Origin of the sequence: Novosphingobium rhizosphaerae (genome assembly GCF_050920675.1) — a bacterium.
Taxonomy (GTDB): Bacteria; Pseudomonadota; Alphaproteobacteria; order Sphingomonadales; family Sphingomonadaceae; genus Novosphingobium; species Novosphingobium rhizosphaerae.
Map to the genome: position 1 here is coordinate 639,173 of NZ_CP137862.1, position 21,651 is coordinate 660,823.

Genomic DNA, 21,651 nt, shown 5'->3' on the forward strand with positions numbered 1-21,651 from the left:
TGCAGCCGATCAGGGCGCTGGTGCCATGTGCCGCAACAGCAATCCGTTCTGGTGGTTGCGCACAAAGCCCTTCCAGGTGGGATTGGTGCCGCCGGCGCTGATCGCGGCATAGGGCGTTTCGGCGCCGGTCCAGCCTGCCCCGTCAGACCGTTCCTGCGGCACATCGAAATAGGCCTGCATCGCGGCCTGGTGCTGGAGATTCACCGCCAAAAACGCGGTGATGAAATGCAGGCTGATGCCGTTGAGGCGCGCCTTGCGCCATACCGGATCCTCGAACCAGTCCATGTCCCACAACGCTTGCCGCATCTGCACCGGCGCGGGATCGGTGCCCAGTGCATGGCCGGCGCCCTGGAACGCCAGGAGCGTGCGATCCGCCCCGGTTGCGCCGGCAAAGATGGTGGCGGGGCCCGGATCATAGCCCACGGTGCGATCGGCGGTTCCCGCCAGGACCAGCAGCGGGGCGTGAAGCTGGGCCAGCCCGGCGCCCCAGGCCGATTGCGCGCCGCCTCCGGCCGGCGAAATGGCCACGACGGCGGCGATGCCGGGCACGCGCAAATCCTCCGCGCGCGGCCCGTCGCCGGTATAGTCGGCGCGCAGTGCGGCCGGCAGGCGCGCCGCCCATGGGCCGGCCGGATCAAGCCGCGCCCCGGCCGCCGTGAGCACGCCATAGCCGCCAAAGGAATAGCCGATCAGCGCCACCTGGTCGGTGGCGGCCAACGATCCCAGCAGCCCGGCGCGCAGGCGTTGCAGCGTGAGCACCACATCCAATGGGCGGCGCAACATCATGGGAATGGCGCCGCTGGCCTGGGTGATCGGCCCATCGTGGTGGGCGATGGCCACCACGACATAGCCCTTGCTGGCGAGGTTCTCACCCAGCCAGCGCAGCATCACCGGATCGTTGTCGAACCCGTGCGAGAGCACCACCAGCGGAAAGCCCTGGCCGGCCGGTGGTGCATCGGCCACGGCGCGCCCGGCGATGGTGAAATGCACTGGCGGCCGGGGCGGTTCTGCGGTCAGGCTGGCGGCGTAGGTCACCGTGCGTGCGTCGGCCTTGGCCCGGGCGGGGTACCAGATGCGCAAGGGCAAGGTGCGCGTGCCCGGCACCGCCTTGCCCGCCGCGACAGCGGCCGCGGCATCGAGTTGCCCCGTCGCCACGATCGTGCGTGTCATCGTCCCCGGCACATAGGCACCGGGCGCGGCCAGTTCGGGCAGTCCGGGCTCGCTTTGCCCCGGTGCGACCTGCGCCACTGCCGGCACGGGCGCTGCGCCCATGGCACCCGCCAGGGCCAAGGCCAGCGCCATCGCGCCGCGCCCGAACCCCGCCATGCCCCGATCGATGGGGCCCCGCTGCCTTGCCTGCGTCATGATCCTCCTCGCGCGTGCCGGTTCGCTTGCCACGGCAATGCTATGGCCTGGGCGCGCCGGCGCCCTATCTCGTAAAGGCATCTGCCATTGCTTTCGTGTCATTGCGCGTGGCTGGCAAGCCCGATGGCGGCAAGAAGGGCGCAAACACAATCGCAAGCCTGGCGCGGAACGCTGCGCCGCACAATTCGTTGCCCACCCGAAAGGCGCGACAAGCATCGGCGCTAACAGGGAAAATTCGGCAATGCGCAAGACCACCAAAGCCCTGGCGATCATGGCCATCGTGCTTGGCCTATGCGGCCTGACCCTGCTGGGCGGCGGCATCTGGCTGGCGAGCGAGGGGGGCAGCTGGTTCCATGGCATGGCGGGCGTGGCGCTGCTCGCTTGCGCCGTGCTGCTGTGGCAGCGGCGCGTTGCCGCCCTGCATCTCTACGCCGTGCTGGTCCTCGCCACGCTCGCCTGGGCCCTGGCCGAAGTGGGCCTTGATTGGTGGGGGCTGGTCCCGCGCGGCGACGTGATCTTCATCCTCGGCGGCATCCTGCTGCTGCCCTTCATCACCCGGCGCCTGGCATCGGCCCGGCCCGGCTGGTTGCGCAACGCCGGTCCCCTGGCGCTCAGCCTGGCGCTGGCCGCCCTCGTCGGCCTGGCCAGCATGGCGCGCAGCCCGCACGAATGGGATGGCCAGCTCCCCGGCGCGCGCGGGCCGGCCCCGGCACTGGCGGCAGGCACCGATGCGGGCGATTGGCTGGCCTATGGCCACACCTGGGCCGGCACCAAATGGTCCCCCCTCACCCAGATCACCCCCGCCAACGTCACCGGTCTCAAGCAGGCCTGGCGCGTGGACACGGGCGACACCCGCCGGGCGGGCGATCCGGAAGAAATCACCTATGAACTCACTCCGATCAAGGTGGGTGACACGCTCTATGCCTGCACGCCGCACAACATGGTCCTGGCGCTCGACGCGGAAACCGGGGCGACCCGCTGGAAATTCGATCCTCACCTGCAAGTGCCGGCCAATGTCCAGCACCTGACCTGCCGCGGTGTTTCCTATCACGATGCCAACTGGCCCGGCGCCGCGCACAGCGCAGATGGATCGTGCCCGCAACGGATCATCATGGCGACGGCCGATGCACGCCTGATCGCGCTCGACGCGCACACCGGGCGGCTGTGCACCGGTTTTGGCCAGGGCGGCGCCGTCAATCTGGCCGTCACCGGGCCGGGCCTCAAGCCCGGCTGGTTCCAGTTCACGTCGGCGCCCTTGGTCACCCGTGGCCTTGTGGTGGTGGGTGGCGCGATCTATGACAACGCCTCGGTCCACATGCCCTCGGGCGCGATCCAGGCTTTCGACGTTGCGAGCGGCAAGCCCGCATGGGCGTTCGATCCAGGCCGGCCGGAAGACACGGCGCCGCTTGGCCCCAACCATCCGCCCGTGCCCTCCACGCCCAACAGCTGGAGCACGGCGGCGGCAGACGAAGACCTTGGCCTGCTCTATCTGCCGATGGGCATGGGCGCGGTGGACCAGTGGGGTGGCAAGCGCCCGCCCGAAACCGAACGCTTCGCCACATCGATCCTGGCGCTCGACATCAAGACCGGCCACCCGCGCTGGGTATTCCAGACCGTGCACCACGATCTGTGGGACATGGACGTGCCCGCCCAGCCCGCGCTGGTGGACCTGACCATTCCCGGCAAGGGCCGCGTGCCCGCGCTGGTGCAATCGACCAAGACCGGCAATATCTTCGTGCTCGATCGCCGCACTGGCCAACCCATCCAGCCGGTCCGCGAGATGCGCGTGCCGGGCGGCGCTGCGCCGGGCGATTTCACCGCGCCCACCCAGCCGGTCTCGGCCATTTCGCTGATGCCGCCGCGCATCCGCGAGGCGGACATGTGGGGCGCCACGCTGTTCGACCAGATGGCCTGTCGCATCGCCTTCCGCCGCTATCGCCACGAAGGGCCGTTTACCCCGCCCTCCACGCGCGGCACGCTGGTGTTCCCCGGCAATTTCGGGGTGATGGACTGGGGCGGCCTGGCAATCGACCCGGTGCGCCAGGTGGCCTTTGCCCATCCCAACTACATGGCCTTCGTCGATCGCCTGATCCCGCAGGGGCCCGGTGCCACCAAAGGTGGCAAGGGCGGCCCGTCGGGCGCATCGGATCGCGGCGGTTCGGCCGAACATGGCTATAGCCCCAATGCCGGCGCGCCGTTTGCCGTGTCGATGGGGCCGTTCCTGTCGCGCCTGGGCCTGCCTTGCCAATCGCCGCCGTGGGGCTATGTCGCGGGGATCGATCTGGTCAGCGGCAAGGTGGCGTGGCGCCATGCCAACGGCACCATCCGCGATGAAACCCCGCTGCCCATCCCGCTCAAGCTGGGCGTGCCCTCGCTCGGCGGGCCGATGATGACCGGCAGCGGCCTGTCGTTCATGGCCGCCTCGCTCGATTATTACTTGCGCGCCTATGATACCACCACCGGCCGCGTGCTGTGGCGCGCCCGGCTGCCCGCCGGCGCGCAGGCCACGCCGATGACCTATCGTTCGCCGGCCAGCGGGCGGCAGTTCGTGGTGGTGGTCGCCGGCGGCCATGGCTCGCTGGGGACGAAGCTGGGGGATTCGATCATCGCCTATGCCCTGCCCAAATCGTAAGGCGCGTATCGAAAGGTCAGCTTGCGTGGGTTGGTGACGATCGTGCTTTGCTGCGCCCTATGTCAATCACATCCCTGCCCCGTCCGCTTGTCGTCCTCGGCCTTGCCGGTATCCTGCCGCAGGCGTTCTGCCTGTTCATGGCGCTTTCGGGCGGAGAGGCGCGGTGGACGGCGCTCGCCGCGGCCTGCTGCTATGCCGCGCTGATCCTTTCATTCCTGGGTGGGCTGTGGTGGATGGCAGGGCTGCTGGGCGGGGTAACGGCGCCCTGGTTTCATGCCTTGGCGGTCCTGCCCAGCCTGATCGGCTGGGCCATGCTGCTGCCCTGGTGCGTGGGCGCGCCGTGGCCGGCGCCGGAACTGGTCACGCTTGGCTTGCTCCTGCTCGCCAGCCCGCTCGCCGACCGCGCCCTCGCGCGGCACATGGCCCAGAACTTGGCCTTGCCCCCCGGCTGGCAGCAATTGCGCGTGATCATGGCAAGCGGGCTTGGCACATTGACGATCCTGGTCGGCCTGCTCGCCTGATTGATGATTTTCATGCATAGGTTCATGCGCATTTCCTCAGCTAATGCGTGAAGTCTCCCTGCGGTAGAACGCTGGCAACACCCGTTCGATTGCAAGGAGAACATCCATGAAGACCCGCACGCTCGGCCAGCACGGCCCCACGGTTTCGGCCCTTGGCTATGGCTGCATGGGGCTGGACTTCGGTTATGCCCATACCCTTTCGCGGGCGCAGGGCATTGCCCTGATCCGCGCGGCGGTGGAACGCGGCGTGACCTTCTTCGACACGGCCGAAGTCTATGGCCCGTTCACCAACGAGGAAACCGTGGGCGAGGCGCTCGCGCCGTTCCAGGGCGAAGTGGTGATCGCCACGAAGTTCGGGTTCGACATCGACCCGGCTACTGGCGCGATGCGCGGCGTCTGCAGCCGGCCCGACCACATCCGCGCCGTGGCCGAAGCCTCGCTCAAGCGGCTGCGCGTGGACACGCTCGACGTGTTCTATCAGCATCGCGTCGATCCCAATGTGCCGATCGAGGATGTGGCCGGCACCGTGCGCGACCTGATTGCCGAAGGCAAAGTGCGCCATTTCGGCATGAGCGAGCCGAGCGCGGCCACGCTGCGCCGGGCCCATGCGGTGCAGCCCGTCACCATGCTGCAGAACGAATATTCACTGTGGACGCGCCAGGTGGAAACCAACGGCATCCTTGAGGCGTGCGACGAGCTTGGCATCGGCCTGGTGCCCTATTCGCCGCTGGGCAAGGGTTTCCTCACCGGCGCGATCACCAGCACGGCCGACATGGCGAGCGGCGATTTCCGCGCCGGCTTGCCGCGTTTCCAGCAAGACGCGCTCCAGGCCAACCTCGCGCTGGTGGACAGCCTCAAGGACATTGCGGCCGAACGCGGCGCCACCCCGGCGCAGATCGCGCTGGCCTGGCTGCTGGCGCAGCGCCCGTTCATCGTGCCGATCCCCGGCACCACCAAGTTGCACCGGCTGGAAGAAAACCTTGGCGCTGCCGATGTCACGTTGTCGGCGGCGGATCTGGCACGCATTGCCGAGCGGCTTTCGGCCATTGCCGTGCAGGGCGCGCGCTATACCCCCGCCTTCGAGGCCCTCACCGGGCTGTAATCCCTGCGCTTCGCGCACACCGGGCTTGGCCTGAACCGGTAGGGTGGGCATCATGCGTGATGCCCACCGCTTCTTCTGCCTGAAAGGCGCCGCTCCCTCATGTCCATCGGCCGCAGCGATCTTGCCGACCTTGCCGCCTTTGCCGTCCTTGCCGAAGAACGCAGCTTCACGCGCGCGGCGGCCCGGCTTGGCGTCTCGCAATCCGCGCTCAGCCACGCCATGCGCAAGCTCGAACAGAAGCTGGGCGTGCGCCTGCTCACCCGCACCACGCGCTCGGTCTCGGCAACGCAGGCGGGGGAACGCCTCGTGGCCACGATTGCCCCCGCACTCGATCAGATCGGCGCGGGGATCGAGGAACTTACCAACCTGCGCGACAAGCCGGCCGGCAACATCCGCATCACCGCGTCCGAACATGCCGCGCGCACGCTGCTGTGGCCGGCGCTGGAACGCCTGCTGCCGGAATATCCCGATATCCATGTGGAAGTGAGCATCAACAACGGCTTCGTCGATATCGTCGAAGAGCGGTTCGATGCGGGCATCCGCCTGGGCGAAGCGATCGCGCGCGACATGATCGCGGTGCGCATCGGGCCAACCATGCGCATGGCCTGCGTGGGCGCGCCCGCCTATTTCGACCGCCACCCGATCCCGCAGACCCCGCACGACCTGGCGCAGCACAACTGCATCAACTTGCGCATGCCCAGCACCGGCGGGCTCTATGCCTGGGAATTCGAACACGACGGGCGCGTGATGAACGTGCGCGTGGACGGCCAACTGACTTTCGCCGGATCGGGCATGCTGCTCCAGGCCGCGCTTTCGGGCCTGGGCCTGATCATGACGCTGGACGATGTCGTTGCCGATGCCGTGACAAAGGGCCGGCTGGTGCGCGTGCTGGAAGACTGGTGCCCGCCCTTTGCCGGATACCACCTCTATTATCCCAGCCGGCGCCAGGCCTCCCCCGCCTTTGCGCTGCTGGTCAACGCGCTGCGCCATCGCGGCGATTGACCGGTTTTCTGGCGCTGGTGAAACCCGGCCGCCACGCCCGGCGCCGAATGCACCGCGCGGGCATTGCCGATCGTGGATTTGTCGGGCACGTTCGCAAAACAAGCCGTGTCGGAAAGCGGCTGCTTGGGGACGGGTCGTGACCACAGTGCAGGATTGCGCGTTGCCCATCGCTGATACGCCGACGCTGTCGCGTGCCCGGGACCTGTTCGGACGCGTCATCAACGGCCACGACCTTGGTGGATCGACGCCCGCGAACGTTGCCGACCGCATTGAACAGTCCATCTGCCTGACGCCCTCCCACAGGGTGGTGATTACCGAAGGCAATCTGGCCAGCACATTTGGCGTGGGCCGCCGCGTTGCGCGGCAGACGAGCCGCATCCTGCAACTGCGCGGCGTCATGGAGCCGCGGCGCGGTGGCAAAGGCATGGGTGGCCTGCGGGTATGCTTGCCGGGCCTGGATCAAACGCTCGACACGATCCGCGGCGAGATCGTGGCCACAAGTTCGGTGGCGGCAATGGCCGACGCGCGACGCTGGCTGCAATGGGAAATCGCCGATCAGGAAGATCCTCTGGCGCGGCTGATACACGCGATGCTGGAGGATGCGCCCCCTGCGCGCGCGCCTGAACCATCGCAGCCGGCCCCCACCGGGCCAACCCGCGCAAATAGCGATAGTCCGCCGTCACGGGCCCATCGCCTGGCCGCCGAATTGCGCCAGCAGATCGCCTTGTTGCCGCCTGGCGAGACGTTTCTGGGCTCGCTTGCCAGCATCGCGGCGGCATATGACACCAGCCTGGAAGTGGCGGTGGAGGCGGTGCGTATTCTGGCCGATGGCCAGCATGTGAGCATGCGCCGCGGCCGGGGCGGCGGGGTCTTTGCGTGCGAGCCCCATGCGGGGCGCGCCCTGCATACGATCAACGCCTTTCTCATCGCCAATGCCGTTTCGCCCGAACGGTGCCGCGCGGTGCTCAACCGGGCCAATATCGGCATGATCGATTTGGCCCGCGCGCGGCAGGATCCCCAGCGCCTGGCAAAGGTGGAGCAGTCGTTTCAGCAAATGCAGCAGGCGCGCAATGCCACTGCCCTTGGCCAAAACTGGTATGGTTTCATCCGCGACATTGCCGATATGTCGGGCAATGGCCTGCTCCATTTCATCGCGCGGGCGATGGCTGGGTCCATCCTCATCCGGCGAACCCGCAGCGCCGAACTGCCCGAGGCGGCAGCACGCGAACTATTCGAGGCCAGCCGCCAGATCCGCGCCCATCTGGTTGGCGGCAGCCAGGATGCTCCCAATGAAGCGCAGTGGCGCTGCCAGCTGGCGCTGCAGGACTACTGGTGAAAGGCCAGAGGCGCAGCGTCCACGCTTGGTGATAGGCGGCCGCCCAGGTGCCCGGCGATCCGCGCATAGATCGCTTCCACCAGATCGCGCGGGCCACCGCGCAAGTTGTACGCATGGTCCTGATCGGGAACGTCGATATAGTCGAGCAGGCGCCCGCGTGCCCGCAGGCGCTGGGCATAGGCGGCACCCTCCGCCTGCAGAAGGTCGAGGCCGGCCGTAATGACGATGGCTGGGGCCACCTTGTCCAGCACGTCATCGGGCGCGCCCACCAGAGGAGACGCGCGCATGTCTGCCCGCGTGGCCACATCCGGGACATAGACGGCGTTGAACAGGCGAGCGACGCCCGGCGATATGGCAGGCCGTGCCGCGCGTGCGCGCTTGTGCGCGGGCGGGGTAACGAGATCGAGCGGGGGATAGTGCAAGACTTGCGCGGCGATGCGCGGCGCACCCGCCTGGGCCAGCAGCAGGCTGGCCGCGGCGGCCAGGCCACCGCCGGCGCTTTGCCCTCCCACCGTCAAGCGATCGGCATCCCAGCGCTGCTCTGCCGCCTGGTCGGCCACCCAGCGGATCACGGCACAGGCCTGCTCTACCGCAATGGGAAACCGCTGCTGCGGCGCCAGGACATAATCGACGTTGAGCACGCACACCCCCGCACGCTCCGCCAGGAACGCGCAAAACGGATCGTCCTGCTCGGGGTGCCCCATCACGTAGCCACCGCCATGGAAGTTGACATGGACGGGCACGCAGCCTGCCATTGCAGGTGGGGCGAACAGCGTTGCAGCAGCAGCCCCGAATGGCGTCGGGATGCTGATGTGCCGGCACCGGCGCGGAATGTCCGGGAACAAGAGCGCAGCATCCGGCCGGGCCAGCCGTGGCGCCAGCATCCGCTGCATAACCCCCGCCATGGTATCGGCAATCAGCGGCATGGCACAGGCCCCATGAGCGGTGCCGGTGCGGCTGGGTTTCCCCAGCCGTCTTGACCAGACGATCGCCCCAGCATCAGAACTTTGCCCCCAGGCGGACACCGAACTCGCGCGGCGCGACGCGGAATTCATTGAGGCCGGATTGCCCGGTCACGAAGTATTCCTTGGTCAGGTTCGTGCCATACAGCTCGGCCTTGAAGTTGTCCCAGTTGAGCGTGATGCTGGCATTGACCAGATGCCGCGCGTTGATCAGATCGTATTGCGGCAGATAGGTCACATAGGCCCATTGCGAGCCGATGTAGGAATAGTTGACGCGTGGCACCAGCGAACGCCCGGCGCCCAGCGCATAGGTGTAATCAAGCCCCGCGTTCCAGGTCCACTTCGGCGAAAGCAGGTTGGGCCCGGAACTGGACGTGATGAATTCATAGGCAAAGCAATTGCTGGTCACCGTGGTGGTGCAGGCGGGCAATTGCGCAGTTGCCGCGCCAGCCTGCCATTTGTTGATCACCGTCACGCTGCTGAGCTGGGAATCCACATAGGACACGCCGGCATCCAGGCCAAAACCGGCGATCTTGGCCTGAAGCTGCCCCTCGAAGCCCTTGATCGTGGCATTGGCAAGATTGACCACCCCGTTCTGGCCAGACGCCGGGCTGATCACATCCATCTGGAAATTATTGTATTTATTATAGAACACGCCAATCTGCGTGCGCACCCGACGGTTCAGGAAACTTGATTTCCAACCCGCTTCAAAGTCCCACACCGTTTCGGGGGCAAACATCCCGCCCGGCGGGTTGATCCCGCCCGGCTTGTAGCCCCGCGCGGCAAAGACATAGAGCATGTTGTCGGCATCGGGCTTGAAATTGAGCGCGATCTTGCCGGTCATGCGGCCATCGGCCTCGGTGCCGGTCTGCGGAATCGTCAGGAAGGCCGAAGATGGCGGCCCGCCCAGGTAGACGCCGCCCGTGCCATCGACATGGAAGTGCGAATAGCGCGCACCGGCCTGGATCTCCAGTTTATCGGTCAGGCGATAGTTGGCCTGGGCAAAAGCACCGAGCGTGGTCTTGCTGTTCATCGGATTGACCACGATCGGGAAGGGGGCCGTGCCGGTGAAATGCAGCAGGACGTCGATATCGTTGTGCTGGTAATAGCCGCCCAGGATAAAGTTCAGCGGTTTGGAATCCGGGGAAATGATGTTGATTTCCTGCGAGTATTCCTTCTCGCGAACATATTGGTCCTGATACTGCGCGCCAAAGGTCCCGACAACCTGCGACACGTTGGTGCCGTCCACGTCATAGACGTTCCACACGCGCTTGTTCTGGTACCCGCTCACCGAGCGGACCACAAGGCCACCGGGCGTCTGGTACTTCAATTCCAGGGCCGTGGTGAACGCGCGCTCGAAATTGGCGGTCTTGGTGTCGTAGTTCAGTTGGTAAGGCGTCGCCTGGCGGCCAGCGGCAAACTGCGTGCCCGCAATCGGCTGATAGGCATAGCCACCCGTGCTTTTCTGCGCCAGTTCGCCCTTCCAATAGGCGGTGAACCCGCCAGACTGATAGAGGGCGGAAAGCCGCTCATCGTGTTCCTTGAGGCTATCGGGCTGGTTCTTGTACGGGCCGATGTCGGTATAATAGGAATCGCGCCAGTGCTGGTTGGTGGCAAAGCGCAAGGCGAGGCTGTCCCCCACCGGCACGTTGATTGCGCCATTGAGGCGGACATTGTTGTAGCTGCCATATTCGGCCGTCACATCGCCACCCAATTCGCCCAGCTTGGGGCGCTTGGAATTGATGAAGATCGCGCCGCCGGTGGAATTGGACCCCACCAGGGTGCCCTGCGGGCCCCGCAGCACTTCGATGCTCTGGATGTCGTACAGGTCAAAGCTTTGCGCGATCGGAGGCTGGAACAGGCCATCGACGTAGGTTGCCACGCCATTGGCCACTTGCGGCGAGCCGCTCGACAGGCCGATGCCGCGGATATTGATGGATTCGGTCAACCCCGCCTTGGTGATGGTTAGGCCCGGCGCCACATTCTGAAGATCGCGCTGCACCAGCACGGCTTTCTGGGTGAGTTGGTCGCCGGCCACGGCGGTCAGCGCGATGGCCACCTTTTGCGAGCTTTCCGAACGGCGCTGCGCCGTCACGACGATCTCACCCGGCGCCGGCGCGGCCTGCGCTGGAGCCGGCCCGGCAAGTGCTGCAGATTGGGCAAAGGCGCTGGTCCCCGCCAGCGACAGCGCCATGGCGCCTGCAGACGCAGCCGCCCGGACACGAAAATTACGTTGGATTTGAAACATATCGCTCCCCTCTCCCGTGATCGGCCTGCTTGCGGCGGCCGATCGTTGCTGGCCTGCTTCTGGCCCGAGGGGATGGATTTAAATAGCGGCCTATTTTGAATAGTCGGGGCCGTGCGGCGGGCAGGAGTGTCAACCACGATTGCTCGTGCTGGAAACACAAGCCCGGCGCTGTTTTCGGACAAATCGGGCGGCGCGTGCAACAGGGGCCGATCCGCGCAAAGCCCCGGTGTGTTCATGCGGTTGGTATGGTCCCGCCATCGATCACGAATTCCGTGCCGGTAATGCTCGCGGCGCGGTCCGAGGCCAGGAATGCGATAAGGCTTGCCACCTCGCCAGGAGATGAGGGACGCCCGATCGGAATACCGCCAAGCGAGGCCATGATCCGGCGTTTGCCGTCCGCCATGTCGGTACCCGCCTCTTCGCCCAGCCGTTGCGCCAGGGCGACGGCGGCCTCTGTTTCGATCCAGCCCGGCGAGACCCGCACCACGCGCACGCCGCGCGGCGACACCTCCTTGGACAGGCTTTTGCTATACGTGGACAAGGCAGCCTTGGCCGCGGCATAGGCTGTCGTCGCTTCGGGCAAGGGCAGCCGGCTCTGGATCGATGTCACGTGGATGACCACGCCGCTGCCACGCGAGACCATGTGGGGGACGAGGGCACGATCAAGGCGCACCGCCGGCATCAGGTTCAGCTGCAGCTCCCGCGACCATTGCGCATCACCCAAAGCGGCAAACCCGCCCGCCGGTGCGGATGAGCCGCCCAGCAAGTGGACGATGATGTCGATCTCGCCCAAGTGTCGCCGTGCCGCCTCGGCCAGGGCAGAGGTTCCTTCGGGCGTCGTGAGATCGGCCGCCATGAACTGGTCTTCGGGCATGGTCGACGGCGCGGACCTGGCACAGGTAAAGACCCGCGCGCCCAATTCCCGAAACAGGCTGACGGTGGCCGCGCCGGTGCCGCGCGTCCCCGAGGTGATCAGCGCGTTCTTGCCCGACAGATCGAGGAAAGGCATCACAGCGTGATCTCCAGCCCGGCGATCCTGTCTCCCGCAAGCACGAAGCGGTAACGCAGATCGACCGGACTGCCCGGGAAATCGCCCGCAAGGTGCGCGGTGACGATGCTTGCGTCTTGGTCGATGGTCAGGGCGAAAGGCGCGACGGTATACGTGTACTTGCTGGACGAGGTGACCTTCCATTGCCGGATCGCCGCGTGCCCGACATAAGTTTGCCCTTCATCCCGGACGATGGCGTCCTCGATAAAGGCCGCCACGATCGCGGTTGCATCCTTGCTTTTGTCTGCGGTGAAATAGCGGGCGATGGGAAGAGGTAGCGCAAGGCTCATGGTCAGTGCTCCGATGGTGAGAGGCAAAACCGCCTCCGCCTGCTGATTTAGCGATGGACGACCGTCCCGATAATCAGGATAAGGCGGAATGTGCTGTCCTGATTTTCGGTACAATGGCTGATCCAGGCCTCACGCGCCTGACCAGCGTGCTTGCCATTGCGCGCCGGAAATCATTCCGCGCTGCAGCCCTGGAACTTGGCGTCTCGACGACCGCGTTGAGCAGCACGATCGCCAAACTCGAACGGGAACTGGGCGTTCGCCTGTTCAACCGCACCACGCGCAGCGTGGCGCTGACCGAAGCCGGGCGCGCCTTCGTGGAGCAAGTGGGGCCCGCGCTCGACATCATTCGCGAGGCGATGGAAGCGGTCCGCTCGCACCAGGGCACGCCGTCTGGCACATTGCGCATCAATGCGTTTGCAACCGCCGCGCGCGAGGCATTCGCGCCGTTGATCCGCGAATACGTGCAACGCTACCCTGGTGTTCACGTCGACCTGGTTACCGAGGGACGCCTGGTGGATATCGTTGCCGATGGCTACGATTTCGGCATCCGCAGCCAGGACATGGTGCCGGTCGACATGATCGCCGTGCCACTGGGCGGGCCGCGCAGCTTTGCCGTGGTCGGTTCGCCCGCCTACTTTGCTGCGCATGGACGGCCGCAGCATCCAGGCGATCTGCGCGATCACGCATGTATCCGCGTGCGATTGCCGGATGGCGGCCTTTTCCGCTGGAAGTTTCAGCGATCGGGAGAGTTGCTGCACCTCGACGTGGACGGACCGATCACGCTGGATGAAGCGACCCTTGCGCGCATGGCGGTGCTGGAGAACGTGGGAATTGGCTATTTCATGGAATCCGACGTTCGCGAAGACCTGGACGCGGGGCGACTGATCCAAATCCTGCCGGACTGGACCCCGTCCCTGCCACCGGTCTGCCTATATTACCCCAGCCGGCGCAACTCTTCCGCCGCATTCCAGGCCTTCGTGAATCTTGCCCGCGAACTGGCCGATCGATGACCCCTCCGGCCGCCGGGCTTCATGGCGGCCAAGCACCTTGCCGGCTTGAACCGCGCCCACCCTTCGGTTTGGCATCGGCGGAGCACGGTTGCCGTGCCAACCGATCGCAGCTATCCCGCAAACACGGGCCCAAAGGATCTAAACCATGACGTCGGAAGCAGAAATTCATTCGATTGATGCCGTTCTGCTCGACATGGATGGCACGATCCTCAACTCGATAGCGACCGCCGAACGGATCTGGGGCCGCTGGGCTGCAGGCCAAGGTCTCGATGTGGACGCTTTCCTCAAGACCATCCATGGCGTGCAATCAGTCGAGACGATCCGGCGGCTCGGGTTGCCGGGCGTCGATCCCGTCACCGAAGCCGCAAGGATCACCCAGGCCGAAATTGACGACGTGGACGGGATCGAGGCCATTGCCGGCAGCGCCGCGTTCCTTTCCTCGCTGCCCGGCGCGCAATGGGCCGTGGTGACATCAGCCCCGCGCGCGCTGGCGCAGCGCAGGATTGCCGCCGCCGGACTGCCCAATCCGCCCATCCTGATCGCGGCGGAGGATGTCGAGCACGGCAAGCCCGCCCCCGATTGCTTCCTGCTTGCCGCACGGCAGCTTGGCACCACCGCCGAGCGCTGCCTCGTGCTGGAGGATTCCGCTGCAGGCATTCTGGCAGCGGAACGGGCGGGCGCCCTGGTGCTGGTGATCACCGCGACCCACACCCACACCGTGGAAACGCCCCATCCCGCCATTCGCGATTACAGCGCGCTGCAGGTCGAAGCCGCCGATGATGGAGAACTGTGGATCCGCCCTGACGGAGCATCGCAATCCTATCGGTTGCGCACCGGATGATGGGCACAGGCCCGTTGTTTTGACCTGACCGTGTCGCTGGCGTGCTGAAGGCTCAGTCCCGTTCGGGAAGCCCCGCTTCGCGTCTGCGGCCAAACAGATCCATGTTCGCATCGCCCCACGCCTTAAGCGCAGCGATGATCGGAGTAAGCGATTGCCCGCGCTGCGACAGGCGATATTCGACCCGTGGCGGCACCTGGGCGAAGACCTCGCGCTCGATCAGGCCATCTGCTTCCAACTCGCGCAACTGGTTGGTCAACATGCGGGGCGTGACCTCGCCCACGCGGCGGCGCAATTCGTTGAAGCGGATCGGCCCGTCCTCAAGGTGGAAGAGCGCCACGGCCTTCCACTTGCCGTCGATCAAACTCACCGCGGCCTCCACCGCGCAACCGGGCGTGCAATCGAGCCTGGAATGGCGAGCCTTGGCCATCGTTACGCTATCCTTTTTGATACTATAGGCAGTTTTTGTGCGTATGACATGTTCTGCCGCCGCACCTAGTTAGGGGCAACCATCAGGAAAGGAAGTCCCATGCAGGCCATCGGCTATCAAAATCCCGGCCCGATCGACCGGAATGACGCGCTGATCGACATTGAACTGCCCCGCCCCGAGCCCACCGGGCACGATATCCTCGTCGCGGTTCACGCCGTTTCGGTAAACCCTGTCGACACCAAGGTGCGCACCGGAGCCAAGCCGTTGGCCGGCGCTGACTATCGCGTGCTGGGTTGGGATGCCGCGGGCGTGGTGGAAGCAGTCGGACCCGACGTCACGCGCTTCAAGGCGGGCGATGCCGTCTACTACGCCGGCGATCTCGCGCGGGATGGCAGCAACGCGCAGTATCACCGCGTCGACGAACGCATCGTCGGCCACAAGCCGCAAAGCCTGGACTGGGCGCAGGCTGCCGCGCTTCCCCTCACCAGCATTACCGCCTGGGAAACGCTGTTCGACCGGTTGCGCCTGGCCGATCCGGTGCCGGGCGCGGCAAAGGCGATCCTGATCATCGGCGGCGCAGGTGGTGTTGGCTCTGTTGCGATCCAACTTGCGCGGGCGCTGACAGACCTGACGATCATTGCCACTGCTTCGCGCGCCGAAACGCAGGACTGGGTGCGCGATCTGGGCGCGCACCATGTGATCGATCATGCGCAGCCGCTTGCCCCGCAAATCACGGCGCTGGGCCTGGGCGCGCCGGCTTGGGTGTTTTCCACGACCCACACCGACCGTCATCTGGCCGACATTGCCGAACTGATCGCCCCGCAGGGCCGCTTTGCCCTGATCGACGATCCGTCCAGCCTCGACGTGATCGCCTTCAAGCGCAAGTCGGTATCGGTCCATTGGGAACTGATGTTTACCCGGTCGCTGTACCAAACGGCCGACATGGCCGAGCAGGGCAAGTTGCTCGATACGGTTGCCGAACTGGTTGACGCCGAACGGATTCGAACCACCCTGACGCAGACACTGAGCCCGATCAACGCCGCCAACCTGATGGCGGCGCACAAGCAGATCGAAAGCAACACCACGCGCGGCAAGATCGTGCTGCAAGGATGGGCCTGAAGCGAAAGGACCCGAACAATGACCGACACGACCGTCCACCTCATCGCCCGCCTGGTGCCGCAAGCGGGCAAGGAGGCGGCTTTGGCAAAAGCCATGCTTGCCCTGATCCCCAAAGTGCAGGCCGAACCGGGTTGCATCGCCTATGCCGCACACGAAAGTCTGGATGCGCCGGGCGTGATCGTCATGGTCGAGGCATGGGAAACCCAGGCCGCGCTCGACACCCATGCCGCCTTGCTTGGATCGAGCGGCGTGGCAGCGCAACTGGGCGAATTGCTGGCGCAACCACTCGCGCTCGAACGGCTGCGCGCGCTGTAACGCGGCCCGTGTCAGCCAGCCAGCCGCCGCAGGGCCGGCGCTGGCTGGCGGCCATGCCAAAGCGCCACTTTACCAAAGCGCTGGAAAGGCCTTAACAGGCGCGATGATGCCCCGGAACGCCTTTGCCCAAACCGTCGAAGGGGCCACCCTGGCTCGCGCGGATATTCTCGCCCTCATGCCGGCGAACGGTGCGGGCACAGTCAACCTTGTCGCTTGCGATCTGGGCGAGGCGGACCTGGCCGATCTTGATCTTGGCGGGTGGCGATTTGAACGTTGCAGCCTGCGCAGTGCAGACCTGACCGGCGCCAATCTTGAGCGCACGCAATGGCTGTCTTGCCGTGGCCCGTTTGCCGTCTTCCTGAACGCGGATTTGTCAGACGCCACCATCCAGTCGTGCGACTTCAACAATGCCAATTTGCGCCATGCCCGCTTGACCGGCACGCGCATCACCGGCTGCAAGCTCACCGGCGCCGACTTGACCGATGCCCGGACGATCGACCTGCATTGCGAGGAAGTCTTGCTGGTCGGAGCCAAACTGGCCGGCCTGAGCTTTCGCAAAAGGCATCTCCAGCGCCTAGATTTGAGCCAGGCCGATCTGCGCAAAGTCGATTTCCGGGACGCCACGTTCGAGGCCTGCAGCCTGCGCGACGCGTTGCTGGGCGGCGCGCGCTTTGAAAAGGCGGATTTGCGCGGGGCCCAACTCGACGGGTTGCGCCTGGTCGATGCTGCCTTGTTTCGCGGCGCGACCATATCCCGCGACCAGGCCGCGCAATTGATCGCCGAACTTGGCCTGACGCTTGGCTAGGCGGCGTGGCCCGCCCTGTCACCCGGCCGACTGCAGGGAAAGGTATACGAGCAAACCGCCGCGCTGCCCCTCGCGCAGATCCAGGCCACCGCCGTGGAGCGCAACGAGGTTGCGCACGATCGCCAGCCCGAACCCGTCACCCTGTGGCGTCTCGTCCAGCCGGATGCCGGGCTGCAGTGCCAGTTCGCGCTGGTCGGCCGCAATGCCTGGTCCATCGTCCTCGATGGCCACCAGGATTCGCCCGCCCTCTGCCCAGGCGCTGACCGACACGGCCGTGCGCGCATGACGCGCTGCGTTGTCGAGCAGATTGCCAAGGATTTCTGACAGATCGTGTCCATCAAGGGTCACTGCGAGGCTGCCCGGCACATCAACGGATATGGCCAAGGCCGGATGCAGCGAGCGGATCACGCCCGTGACATCGGCGATTGCAGGCGCCAGCAGCGTCCTGGCGCGATGGGCCACCGCCACGGACCGTGCCCTGGCGAGATGATGGCGGATGACGCTCTCGATCCGGGCGATCTGGCTGGTCGCCTGGGGATTGTCTTCGACGGTGAGCGCGAGTGTGGCCACCGGGGTCTTCAACGCATGGGCGAGATTGGCCGCCGACGCCCGAGCGGCATGGAGCGCTGCGGCGCTTTCGCAAGACATGGCGTTGAGTTCGACCGCGAGCGGTTTGAGTTCCGCAGGCTGATCCTCGTCCACTGTCGTTCGCGTGCCAAGGCGAATTTCGCCAAGCTGTTCGCGCAGGAGGGCAATGGGCCGCAGGGCAAGGCGCAGCTGGAACAGCGCCGCCAGCGTGAACAGCACGGCAAGTACGGCAATGACAGACAGCAGGGGCACGAGCGCGGCACGGATCGGCCGGGCGATCACTTGCGGCGGCGCGGCGGCAATGAGCGTTACGGTTCCGCGGCTGGTGCTGATGACTGCCTGCCGGGCATGAACGTGCCCTTCGCCCGCCATCCCCTCGCGCGGAACCGGAAGCGAGGGCGCGGGCAAGAGGCCGGCCGGCGGACGCGGTTCGCCCGGCGGTGGTGGCGGCGCCGGGTCGAGCGCGGGAAAATCCGTCGAACCGATCTCTCCATCCGGACCGATGATCCGCCAGCGCCATTCCGGGCGCAGCGTCATGATCCCGATCCGTTGCTCGATGCGGGTGCGGTCGATCGTCCCATCGTCGCGCACGGCGCCTGCCATCAGGGCGATCTGCGCATCGAGCCGCTGATCCAGCCCTTCGGTGACGAAATGGGTGAGGATACCCGCGACAGACCATCCCGCAATACCCAGTGCCACCACCGTGGCCACGGCCGACAGCGCCAGCATCCGGGCCCGCAACGACCAGCGCTTCATGGCGTTGCCCCCGCGGTCAGGCGATAGCCCCGGCCGCGCACGGTCTCGATCAGCGTTGCGCCGATCTTGCGACGCAGGCGGCCGATGATGACATCAAGCGTGTTGGAATCGACGTCCGCATCGCCTTCATACATGCGCTCGATCAGGTCGAGCCGTTCGACCACCGCCTCCCGGCGCATCATCAGTTGCGAAAGCACTCTCCATTCGAACGCGGTGAGACGCAGCGGCAGGCCGTCCAGCTCGAACTGCCCGGTCTGGCTTTCGAACACCAGTGGCCCGCAGACCATGTGGGGATTGGCATGCCCGGCGGCGCGCCGCACGATGGCGCGCAACCGCATCATCAGTTCCTCGATGCGGAAGGGCTTGGTCAGATAATCGTCCGCGCCCGCCTTGTAGGCGGAAACCTTGTCCGCCCAGGCCTCGCGCGCGGTCAGCACGAGAACGGGCACGCTCGTCATGCCCTTGCGCCAGTCTGCCAGCACCGCCGCCCCCGCCTTGCCGGGCAGGCCCAAGTCGAGGATCACAGCATCGTAAGGCTCGGTTTCGCCAAGGTGCTGGGCATCGATCCCGTTGTCGACAAGATCGACCGCGCAATTTTCGCTGCGCAGCTTGCGCGCGATTGCCTCGCCAAGGTCGGGATCATCTTCGACAAGCAAAATACGCATGGCCGCAGATTACCGCCGCAGGTTAAACCGAACATGAAACGCCAGCTTCAGGCTGCGTCGGACAAGGCATCATAGAAAAGCGCCATCGACAACCCAAGGAGTTGAAAGATGGTCGATTGGAAAAAACCGGTCCGGCACATTCCGCATCGGGTCAAGCTGGCCAGTGGCATGGCCGTGTTGTTCGCATTGGGCGGCGCTGCCGGCGCGGGCGCTGTATCCCTTACCCGGCCGACGGTGGAAATGGCGCCCACGCTTCCCACCGCAATCGCCAAAGTGGCGCAGCGCAGCGGGATCACCACCGTGAAGGGCCGGGTCGCCGAAGTCTATGGCGATCGCTTCATTCTGCAGGACAACACCGGCCGCCTGCTGGTTGACGCCGGCCATGGCGGTTCCAGCCAGATGCGTTCGGGCAACGCCGTGATGGTCCAGGGTCGATACGAGAACGGCCAGATGCACGCCTCTTATCTCGTCGATCCACAAGGCAGCGTCACCCAGGTCGGCGGCCCGCCGCCGCCCCCTCCGCCTCCGCCGGCGCATGGTCCGGGCCATGACGCACCGCCGCCCCCTCCCCCTCCTCCTCCGCCGCCGGGAGCCGGACCCAACCCGCTACCGCCGGGTACGGGCGCAAACCCGCCGCCGCCGCCCTTGCCCAATGGCGGCGCTGCGCCTCCCGCTCCACCGCCGCCGGATGCCAGCCGCGCCGACAATCGCCCCGGCCCGGCCAATCCGCCCGCGCCGCCCGCGGGGCTGGACACCAAGTAATGACCCTGGACAGCCGCGCTATTGCTTGGCGCGGCTGTCGCCTCAGCCTTAGCAGACTGGCATCCGGCCCGCGGCCGGCAGGATCGGCGCCGGGTGCGCCGCAGCGCGTGCGGCGAATTGCCAGCATCGGCCCGATCTGGTAATGCCCTGAAATTCTAAGACTGATCATGTCAACCGCAGGAGCGTGAAATGGACCGGAAGACGCGCTGATTTCGCCCGTCGCTTTCCTGATTCCGGTACCATCATGTCATCTTTCCTCACGCTCGAATCCGTGGCCCTGGCCACGCCTGTCGGTCAGCCGCTTTTTTCCGGCCTGTCGCTCAATCTCGGCCGGGAATGTGTCGGCGTAGTTGGCCGCAATGGCGCGGGCAAATCCACGCTGCTGCACGCGATCCTCGGCACGATCCCGCCCCAGGCCGGCACGATCACCGTGAACGGCACGATCGGCATGCTCGGCCAGGCCGTGGCGCCCGGCACCGAATCGGCAGCGTCTGCCCTGGGTGTTGCCGCCGACCTCGCCCGACTGGACCGCATAGAAGCCGGCGTTGGCACGGAAGACGATTTTGCCGAAGCGGACTGGACCCTGCCCCATCGGCTGGCCGATGCCCTGGCCAGCATGGGCATGCCAGCACCTGACCTTGGGCGCCCGCTGGCCAGCTTCAGCGGTGGCGAGCGGACCCGGCTGGCGATTGCCCGCTTGCTGATCGCGTGTCCCGACCTCTTGTTGCTCGACGAACCCACCAACAACCTCGACGCGGATGGCAGGGCGGCCATTGCCGATCTTCTGGCCAACTGGCGCGGCGGCGCGCTGCTCGTCAGCCATGATCGCCAACTACTCGAAGGGGTGGACCGGATCGTCTCGCTTTCGCCGACCGGGGTAGCGGTCCACGGCGGTGCCTGGTCATCCTGGGTCGAAGCACGTGACGCAGCAAAAGCGCGCGCCGAGGCGAACCTGACCGAGGCGCAACGGCAAGCTCGCACCGCCCGGCGCGAAGCACAGGCCGCGCAAGAGAGACAGGCACGGCGCGATCGCAGTGGTCAGGCCTATGCCGCCAGCGGCAGCGCGCCGAAAATCCTGCTTGGCCGGCAACGCGAGCGCGCGCAGAACAGCGGTGGCCGCGGCCATACCCTTGCCCAGCAGCGCATCGAAGCGCAGGCGTCCGCACTCGAAGCGGCACGGTCCCATGTCGAGGTGGCAACGCCGCTCAAGATCGTGTTGCCACCGTGCGGCCTGCACGCGAACCGGCTTGTCCTCGCGTTTGACGGCGTGACATGGGAGGCTGGCGGGCGCACGATTATCGATGGTCTGTCATTCGACCTGCACGGCCCCGCACGCGTGGCGTTGACCGGCCGCAACGGCACCGGCAAGTCCTCGGTGCTGCGGCTTGCAGCAGGCTTGGCCATGCCAACCCGCGGCCGGATCGAACGCCCCGTGGCGCACGCCCTCCTGGACCAGACGGTAAGCATGCTTGATCGCGCGACCAGCCTGATCGAAAACATGCGCCGGCTCAACCCCGGACTGGACGATAACAGCGCCCGTGCCGCGCTCGCCAGGTTTGCCTTCCGCAACACCGAGGGCGACCAGCTGGTCGGGCAGTTGAGCGGCGGGGAATGCCTGCGCGTCGGCCTGGCCTGTGTGCTCTCGGCGCGCACCACGCCGCAATTGCTGATGCTCGACGAACCGACCAATCACCTCGACATCGCATCCATCGAGATTATCGAGCAGGCGCTGCGCGACTACGACGGCGCGCTGCTGGTGGTCAGCCACGATGGCGCATTCCTGGACGCGATCGGCATTGCACGGCAGATCCAACTCTGACCTGCACAGGCAGGGCCGCCGTTGACCGGACCCTTTTG

At 66.2% G+C, this 21,651-nt stretch carries 20 protein-coding genes; 12 read left to right on the forward strand and 8 right to left on the reverse strand.

Features of this window, described 5'->3' with window-relative positions:
• Positions 1-9 precede the first annotated feature (9 nt).
• Positions 10-1,365, reverse strand: coding sequence for a dienelactone hydrolase (locus tag R9J51_RS22565; protein WP_179562889.1), 1,356 nt, complete (start codon positions 1,363-1,365; stop codon positions 10-12).
• A gap of 241 nt (positions 1,366-1,606) precedes the next feature.
• Here R9J51_RS22565 and R9J51_RS22570 point away from each other — a divergent pair, with 241 nt between their 5' ends.
• From R9J51_RS22570 to R9J51_RS22590, 5 genes are all read left to right on the forward strand, one after another.
• Positions 1,607-3,997, forward strand: a complete 2,391-nt coding sequence (locus R9J51_RS22570) for a membrane-bound PQQ-dependent dehydrogenase, glucose/quinate/shikimate family (protein WP_179562887.1) — start codon at positions 1,607-1,609, stop codon at positions 3,995-3,997.
• A gap of 59 nt (positions 3,998-4,056) precedes the next feature.
• Positions 4,057-4,518 carry a DUF3429 family protein gene (locus R9J51_RS22575; RefSeq protein ID WP_179562885.1) on the forward strand — a complete coding sequence of 154 codons (462 nt, stop codon included), beginning with the start codon at positions 4,057-4,059 and terminating at the stop codon, positions 4,516-4,518.
• A gap of 106 nt (positions 4,519-4,624) precedes the next feature.
• Positions 4,625-5,620, forward strand: a complete 996-nt coding sequence (locus R9J51_RS22580) for an aldo/keto reductase (protein ID WP_179562883.1) — start codon at positions 4,625-4,627, stop codon at positions 5,618-5,620.
• 105 nt (positions 5,621-5,725) lie between these two features.
• The gene (locus R9J51_RS22585; protein WP_179563101.1) at positions 5,726-6,622 is read left to right on the forward strand and encodes a LysR family transcriptional regulator; all 897 of its coding nucleotides are present in this window, start codon (positions 5,726-5,728) and stop codon (positions 6,620-6,622) included.
• Complete coding sequence (locus tag R9J51_RS22590; RefSeq protein ID WP_432788050.1) at positions 6,531-7,958, forward strand: hypothetical protein; 1,428 nt, start codon at positions 6,531-6,533, stop codon at positions 7,956-7,958. Before R9J51_RS22585 ends, R9J51_RS22590 begins: the two co-directional genes overlap by 92 nt.
• Here R9J51_RS22590 and R9J51_RS22595 read toward each other — a convergent pair.
• From R9J51_RS22595 to R9J51_RS22610, 4 genes are all read right to left on the reverse strand, one after another.
• Positions 7,949-8,884 (reverse strand): alpha/beta hydrolase fold domain-containing protein, encoded by a 936-nt coding sequence (locus R9J51_RS22595; RefSeq protein ID WP_179562881.1) that lies wholly within the window; start codon positions 8,882-8,884, stop codon positions 7,949-7,951. The two genes, R9J51_RS22590 and R9J51_RS22595, sit on opposite strands and share 10 nt — an antisense overlap.
• A 73-nt stretch (positions 8,885-8,957) precedes the next feature.
• On the reverse strand, positions 8,958-11,114 hold the full coding sequence (locus R9J51_RS22600) for a TonB-dependent receptor domain-containing protein (protein ID WP_179562879.1): 2,157 nt from the start codon (positions 11,112-11,114) through the stop codon (positions 8,958-8,960).
• A gap of 286 nt (positions 11,115-11,400) precedes the next feature.
• Positions 11,401-12,180, reverse strand: a complete 780-nt coding sequence (locus tag R9J51_RS22605) for an SDR family oxidoreductase (protein WP_179562877.1) — start codon at positions 12,178-12,180, stop codon at positions 11,401-11,403.
• A complete protein-coding gene (locus R9J51_RS22610) occupies positions 12,177-12,506 on the reverse strand; it encodes a nuclear transport factor 2 family protein (protein WP_179562875.1) in 330 nt (109 codons plus the stop codon). Before R9J51_RS22610 ends, R9J51_RS22605 begins: the two co-directional genes overlap by 4 nt.
• A 113-nt stretch (positions 12,507-12,619) precedes the next feature.
• On the opposite strand from R9J51_RS22610, the gene R9J51_RS22615 reads away from it, so the two are divergent.
• Together R9J51_RS22615 and R9J51_RS22620 are read left to right on the forward strand one after the other, a co-directional pair.
• Complete coding sequence (locus R9J51_RS22615) at positions 12,620-13,516, forward strand: LysR family transcriptional regulator (protein ID WP_179562873.1); 897 nt, start codon at positions 12,620-12,622, stop codon at positions 13,514-13,516.
• A 145-nt stretch (positions 13,517-13,661) separates the two neighbouring features.
• Entirely contained in the window at positions 13,662-14,357 is a 696-nt protein-coding gene (locus tag R9J51_RS22620; RefSeq protein ID WP_179562871.1) for an HAD-IA family hydrolase, read from the forward strand.
• 52 nt (positions 14,358-14,409) lie between these two features.
• Here R9J51_RS22620 and R9J51_RS22625 read toward each other — a convergent pair whose 3' ends face one another.
• Positions 14,410-14,784 carry a winged helix-turn-helix transcriptional regulator gene (locus R9J51_RS22625; RefSeq protein ID WP_179562869.1) on the reverse strand — a complete coding sequence of 125 codons (375 nt, stop codon included), beginning with the start codon at positions 14,782-14,784 and terminating at the stop codon, positions 14,410-14,412.
• Positions 14,785-14,883: 99 nt separating this feature from the next.
• On the opposite strand from R9J51_RS22625, the gene R9J51_RS22630 reads away from it, so the two are divergent.
• From R9J51_RS22630 to R9J51_RS22640, 3 genes are all read left to right on the forward strand, one after another.
• Positions 14,884-15,903, forward strand: a complete 1,020-nt coding sequence (locus tag R9J51_RS22630) for a zinc-binding alcohol dehydrogenase family protein (RefSeq protein WP_179562867.1) — start codon at positions 14,884-14,886, stop codon at positions 15,901-15,903.
• 18 nt (positions 15,904-15,921) lie between these two features.
• Positions 15,922-16,218: a putative quinol monooxygenase gene (locus R9J51_RS22635; RefSeq protein WP_179562866.1), complete on the forward strand. Its 297-nt coding sequence runs from the start codon at positions 15,922-15,924 to the stop codon at positions 16,216-16,218.
• A 106-nt stretch (positions 16,219-16,324) separates the two neighbouring features.
• A complete protein-coding gene (locus R9J51_RS22640) occupies positions 16,325-17,023 on the forward strand; it encodes a pentapeptide repeat-containing protein (protein ID WP_179563098.1) in 699 nt (232 codons plus the stop codon).
• An 18-nt stretch (positions 17,024-17,041) separates the two neighbouring features.
• Here R9J51_RS22640 and R9J51_RS22645 read toward each other — a convergent pair whose 3' ends face one another.
• Both R9J51_RS22645 and R9J51_RS22650 read right to left on the reverse strand, forming a co-directional pair.
• Positions 17,042-18,367 carry a sensor histidine kinase gene (locus R9J51_RS22645; protein ID WP_179562864.1) on the reverse strand — a complete coding sequence of 442 codons (1,326 nt, stop codon included), beginning with the start codon at positions 18,365-18,367 and terminating at the stop codon, positions 17,042-17,044.
• Complete coding sequence (locus R9J51_RS22650) at positions 18,364-19,032, reverse strand: response regulator (protein WP_169475112.1); 669 nt, start codon at positions 19,030-19,032, stop codon at positions 18,364-18,366. The genes R9J51_RS22645 and R9J51_RS22650 overlap by 4 nt, the downstream gene beginning before the upstream one ends.
• Positions 19,033-19,140: 108 nt before the next feature.
• Here R9J51_RS22650 and R9J51_RS22655 point away from each other — a divergent pair, with 108 nt between their 5' ends.
• The gene (locus tag R9J51_RS22655) at positions 19,141-19,794 is read left to right on the forward strand and encodes a hypothetical protein (RefSeq protein WP_179562862.1); all 654 of its coding nucleotides are present in this window, start codon (positions 19,141-19,143) and stop codon (positions 19,792-19,794) included.
• Between the two features lie 244 nt (positions 19,795-20,038).
• A complete protein-coding gene (locus R9J51_RS22660) occupies positions 20,039-21,613 on the forward strand; it encodes an ABC-F family ATP-binding cassette domain-containing protein (protein ID WP_179562860.1) in 1,575 nt (524 codons plus the stop codon).
• The last annotated feature ends 38 nt before the right edge of the window (positions 21,614-21,651 follow it).

Coding starts and splice junctions, on each gene's coding strand:
- R9J51_RS22615 (WP_179562873.1), top strand. CDS start 12,620: ATGGCTGATCCAGGCCTCACGCGCCTGACCAGCGTGCTTGCCATTGCG.
- R9J51_RS22610 (WP_179562875.1), bottom strand. CDS start 12,506: ATGAGCCTTGCGCTACCTCTTCCCATCGCCCGCTATTTCACCGCAGAC.
- R9J51_RS22620 (WP_179562871.1), top strand. CDS start 13,662: ATGACGTCGGAAGCAGAAATTCATTCGATTGATGCCGTTCTGCTCGAC.
- R9J51_RS22635 (WP_179562866.1), top strand. CDS start 15,922: ATGACCGACACGACCGTCCACCTCATCGCCCGCCTGGTGCCGCAAGCG.
- R9J51_RS22650 (WP_169475112.1), bottom strand. CDS start 19,032: ATGCGTATTTTGCTTGTCGAAGATGATCCCGACCTTGGCGAGGCAATC.
- R9J51_RS22655 (WP_179562862.1), top strand. CDS start 19,141: ATGGTCGATTGGAAAAAACCGGTCCGGCACATTCCGCATCGGGTCAAG.
- R9J51_RS22630 (WP_179562867.1), top strand. CDS start 14,884: ATGCAGGCCATCGGCTATCAAAATCCCGGCCCGATCGACCGGAATGAC.
- R9J51_RS22640 (WP_179563098.1), top strand. CDS start 16,325: ATGCCCCGGAACGCCTTTGCCCAAACCGTCGAAGGGGCCACCCTGGCT.
- R9J51_RS22660 (WP_179562860.1), top strand. CDS start 20,039: ATGTCATCTTTCCTCACGCTCGAATCCGTGGCCCTGGCCACGCCTGTC.
- R9J51_RS22600 (WP_179562879.1), bottom strand. CDS start 11,114: ATGGCGCTGTCGCTGGCGGGGACCAGCGCCTTTGCCCAATCTGCAGCA.
- R9J51_RS22580 (WP_179562883.1), top strand. CDS start 4,625: ATGAAGACCCGCACGCTCGGCCAGCACGGCCCCACGGTTTCGGCCCTT.
- R9J51_RS22575 (WP_179562885.1), top strand. CDS start 4,057: ATGTCAATCACATCCCTGCCCCGTCCGCTTGTCGTCCTCGGCCTTGCC.
- R9J51_RS22645 (WP_179562864.1), bottom strand. CDS start 18,367: ATGAAGCGCTGGTCGTTGCGGGCCCGGATGCTGGCGCTGTCGGCCGTG.
- R9J51_RS22625 (WP_179562869.1), bottom strand. CDS start 14,784: ATGGCCAAGGCTCGCCATTCCAGGCTCGATTGCACGCCCGGTTGCGCG.
- R9J51_RS22565 (WP_179562889.1), bottom strand. CDS start 1,365: ATGACGCAGGCAAGGCAGCGGGGCCCCATCGATCGGGGCATGGCGGGG.
- R9J51_RS22595 (WP_179562881.1), bottom strand. CDS start 8,884: ATGCCGCTGATTGCCGATACCATGGCGGGGGTTATGCAGCGGATGCTG.
- R9J51_RS22570 (WP_179562887.1), top strand. CDS start 1,607: ATGCGCAAGACCACCAAAGCCCTGGCGATCATGGCCATCGTGCTTGGC.